This window comes from Mesorhizobium sp. M1A.F.Ca.ET.072.01.1.1, from assembly GCF_004023325.1.
GTDB lineage: Bacteria > Pseudomonadota > Alphaproteobacteria > Rhizobiales > Rhizobiaceae > Mesorhizobium.
In genome coordinates this window covers 1-3,432 of record NZ_RZSF01000503.1, presented here as the reverse complement: position 1 = coordinate 3,432, position 3,432 = coordinate 1, and the positions used below count along the sequence as shown (strand labels likewise).

Here is a 3,432-nt window from a genome sequence, read left to right as displayed (position 1 = left end):
ATGTCGCGGTGAAAGGCGGCGAAGCCGCCATTGCCAACGCCCATCGCCTGCTTGCCGATCGCCGGCGCGGCGACCGCTCGGTGCCGGCGCTGCGCCTCGACCAGATCGTCGAGCAGCTGGCGCTCGGCGTCGACCGGGTGATGAGCGAAGGCTCGCTCTACGACCGCAAGCTTGCAGCTTTGGCCGTCGTTCAGGCACGCGGCGACTTGATCGAGGCGATCTTCCTGCTGCGCGCCTACCGCACCACGCTGCCGCGCTTCGGCTACACCAACCCGGTCGACACCGGCGCCATGCAGCTCGAGCGGCGCGTGTCGGCCACCTACAAGGATCTGCCCGGCGGCCAAGTGCTCGGCCCGACCTTCGACTACACCCACCGCCTGCTCGATCCGCAGCTTGCCGCCGGCGCCGAGATCGAAGACCCCGCGCAACGTCCGGCCGAGGCCGAGGCGATGCCGCGCGTTTCCTCGATCCTCGCCCATGAAGGGCTGATCGAAGCGGACGGCGACATGCCGCTTGACCATGTGCCTGGCGACATCACCCGCGAGCCGCTGCAATTCCCGATGGCGCGCGACATCCGTCTGCAGGCGCTGTCGCGCGGCGACGAAGGTTTTCTCCTGGCGCTCGGCTATTCGACGCAGCGCGGCTATGCCCGCAACCACCCTTTCGTCGGCGAGGTCCGGATCGGCGAGGTCGAGCTGGAGCTCGACGTCCCGGAGCTGCCTTTCACCGTGCCGCTCGGCTCCATCCGCGTCACCGAGTGCCAGATGGTCAACCAGTTCAAGGGCTCGGCCAAGGCGCCGCCGCAATTCACCCGCGGCTACGGCCTGGTCTTCGGCCAGAGCGAGCGCAAGGCGATGGCGATGGCGCTCTGCGACCGCGCGTTGCGCGCGACCGAACTTGGCGAGGATGTGATTGCCGCGGCGCAGGACGAAGAGTTCGTCATCTCGCATTCCGACAATGTCCAGGCGACCGGCTTCGTCGAGCACCTGAAGCTGCCGCACTATGTCGACTTCCAGGCCGAGCTCGACCTGGTTCGCCGAATGCGCGCCGAATACCAGGACCGTGAAAATCAGGACAAGGCGGAAGAGAAGAGGGAGGCGGCGGAATGAGCGCGCAACCGACAGAGATCGCCACCTACAACTTCGCCTATCTTGACGAGCAGACCAAGCGGATGATCCGCCGCGCCATCCTGAAGGGCATCGCCATTCCTGGCTACCAGGTGCCCTTCGCCTCGCGCGAGATGCCGATGCCTTATGGCTGGGGTACCGGCGGCGTGCAGGTCACCGCTTCGATCATCGGCCCGGACGATGTGCTCAAGGTCATCGATCAGGGCGCCGACGACACTACCAACGCCGTCTCGATCCGCGCCTTCTTCAAGAAGGTCGCCAAGGTCGCCGTCACCACCGAGACGGCGAAGGCGACCATCATCCAGACGCGTCACCGCATCCCCGAGCATCCGCTCAACGCGGGCCAAGTGCTGGTTTTCCAGGTGCCGATCCCCGAACCGCTGCGCTTCCTCGAGCCGCGCGAGACCGAGACCCGCAAAATGCATGCGCTCGAGGAATACGGCCTCATGCATGTGAAGCTCTACGAGGACATCGCCCGGCACGGCCGCATCGCCACCACCTACGCCTATCCGGTCAGGGTCGAGGGCCGCTATGTGATGGACCCCTCACCGACGCCGAAATTCGACAATCCGAAGATGCATAGTTCGCCGGCCCTGCAGCTCTTCGGCGCCGGCCGCGAGAAGCGCATCTATGCGGTGCCGCCGTTCACTGACGTCGTCAGCCTCGACTTCGAAGACCATCCCTTCGAGGTGCAGACCTTCGACCAGCCCTGCGCGCTCTGCGCCGCCGAGAATGTGTATCTCGACGAGGTCATCCTCGATGACCATGGCGGCCACATGTTCGTCTGTTCCGACACCGACCATTGCGAGAAGCGGCGCGCCGACCCTACCTCCCCTTTGTCGAAAGATCGCGCCGAAGGCGCGGGTGGGGGTGACCTGGCGGCGAGCCCTGCAATTCCCAGCCCGGCGCTGCGCGCCGACCCTCCTCACGACGGAGAGGGTAAGGAGGCAAGATGACCGACGAACCGCTACTGCGCCTCTCCGATCTTTCCAAATTCTACGGCTCGCGCGTCGGCTGCGAGGCGATCTCCTTCGACCTCTGGCCGGGCGAGGTGCTGGCGGTGGTCGGCGAATCCGGCTCGGGCAAGACGACGCTGCTCAACTGCTTGTCGACCAGGCTGCTGCCCTCTTCCGGTACGGCCAGCTACCGCATGCGCGACGGCCAATGGCGCGAGCTCTATCGGATGAGCGAGGCCGAGCGCCGCTTCCTGATGCGTACCGACTGGGGCTTCGTTCACCAGAACCCCGCGGACGGCCTGCGCATGACGGTGTCGGCCGGCGCCAATGTCGGCGAGCGGCTGATGGCCGTCGGCGACCGCCACTACGGCAGGATCCGCGCCACCGCCGTCGACTGGCTGTCGCGTGTTGAGATCGACGAGGACCGCATCGACGACGAGCCGCGCGCCTTTTCCGGCGGCATGCGCCAGCGCCTGCAGATAGCCCGCAACCTAGTGACGGGACCGCGGCTGGTGTTCATGGACGAGCCGACCGGCGGCCTCGACGTTTCCGTGCAGGCGCGCCTGCTCGATCTGTTGCGCGGGCTGGTCACCGATCTCGGCCTCGCGGCAATCGTCGTCACCCATGACCTCGCCGTGGCGCGGCTCTTGTCGCAGCGCATGATGGTGATGAAGGACGGCCGCGTCGTCGAAAGCGGCCTCACCGACCGCGTGCTCGACGACCCGCGTGCGCCTTACACCCAGTTGCTCGTTTCCTCGATTTTGCAGGTGTGACCCGCATGATCCCGAAAAGTGGAAGCCGGTTTTCGGATCGGATCATGCGGAAAGACAAAGGACTCTAGTATGGCCACGTCTCTCGTTGTCTCGGACGTCGCAAAGAGCTTCACCATGCATCTGCGTGACGGCGTCACGCTGCCGGTGGTGGCTGGCGTCTCGTTCTCGATCCGCGCCGGCGAATGCGCCGTGCTTGGCGGGCCGTCCGGCGCCGGCAAAAGCTCGATCCTGAAGATGCTCTACGGCAACTACGCCGTCGATGAAGGCCAGATCATCGTCCAGCACGCGGGCGGGCTGATCGATGTCGCCTCCGCCAACCCGCGCGCTGTGCTAGCCATACGCCGGCAAACGATCGGCTATGTCAGCCAGTTCCTGCGCACCGTGCCGCGCGTACCGGCACTCGACGTCGTTGCCGAGCCGCTGGTCGAGCGTGGCGCGGACCGGGAGGCCGCGCGCGACAAGGCACGCGAGCTTCTTTCGCAGCTCAATCTGCCGGAAAAGCTCTGGGCGCTGCCGCCCGCGACCTTCTCCGGCGGCGAGCAGCAGCGCGTCAACATCGCGCGCGGCTTCATCACC

4 protein-coding genes are annotated in these 3,432 nt (G+C 66.3%); all 4 read left to right on the top strand.

Features of this window, described 5'->3' with window-relative positions; translation table 11 throughout:
- On the top strand, positions 1-1,109 hold a 1,109-nt coding region (locus tag EOA32_RS35115; protein WP_128374134.1), incomplete at its 5' end, for a carbon-phosphorus lyase complex subunit PhnI.
- On the top strand, positions 1,106-2,083 hold the full coding sequence (locus EOA32_RS35110; RefSeq protein WP_245499498.1) for an alpha-D-ribose 1-methylphosphonate 5-phosphate C-P-lyase PhnJ: 978 nt from the start codon (positions 1,106-1,108) through the stop codon (positions 2,081-2,083). The genes EOA32_RS35115 and EOA32_RS35110, both read left to right, overlap by 4 nt.
- Positions 2,080-2,856 carry a phosphonate C-P lyase system protein PhnK gene (gene phnK / locus EOA32_RS35105; protein WP_095780108.1) on the top strand — a complete coding sequence of 259 codons (777 nt, stop codon included), beginning with the start codon at positions 2,080-2,082 and terminating at the stop codon, positions 2,854-2,856. Before EOA32_RS35110 ends, phnK begins: the two co-directional genes overlap by 4 nt.
- 69 nt (positions 2,857-2,925) lie before the next feature.
- Positions 2,926-3,432: ATP-binding cassette domain-containing protein (locus EOA32_RS35100; RefSeq protein ID WP_128374133.1), on the top strand; the 507-nt coding region annotated here is incomplete at its 3' end.

What these genes read in the sequence shown, in the direction of transcription:
- EOA32_RS35110 (WP_245499498.1), top strand. Translation starts at nt 1,106, where the DNA reads ATGAGCGCGCAACCGACAGAGATCGCCACCTACAACTTCGCCTATCTT.
- phnK (WP_095780108.1), top strand. Translation starts at nt 2,080, where the DNA reads ATGACCGACGAACCGCTACTGCGCCTCTCCGATCTTTCCAAATTCTAC.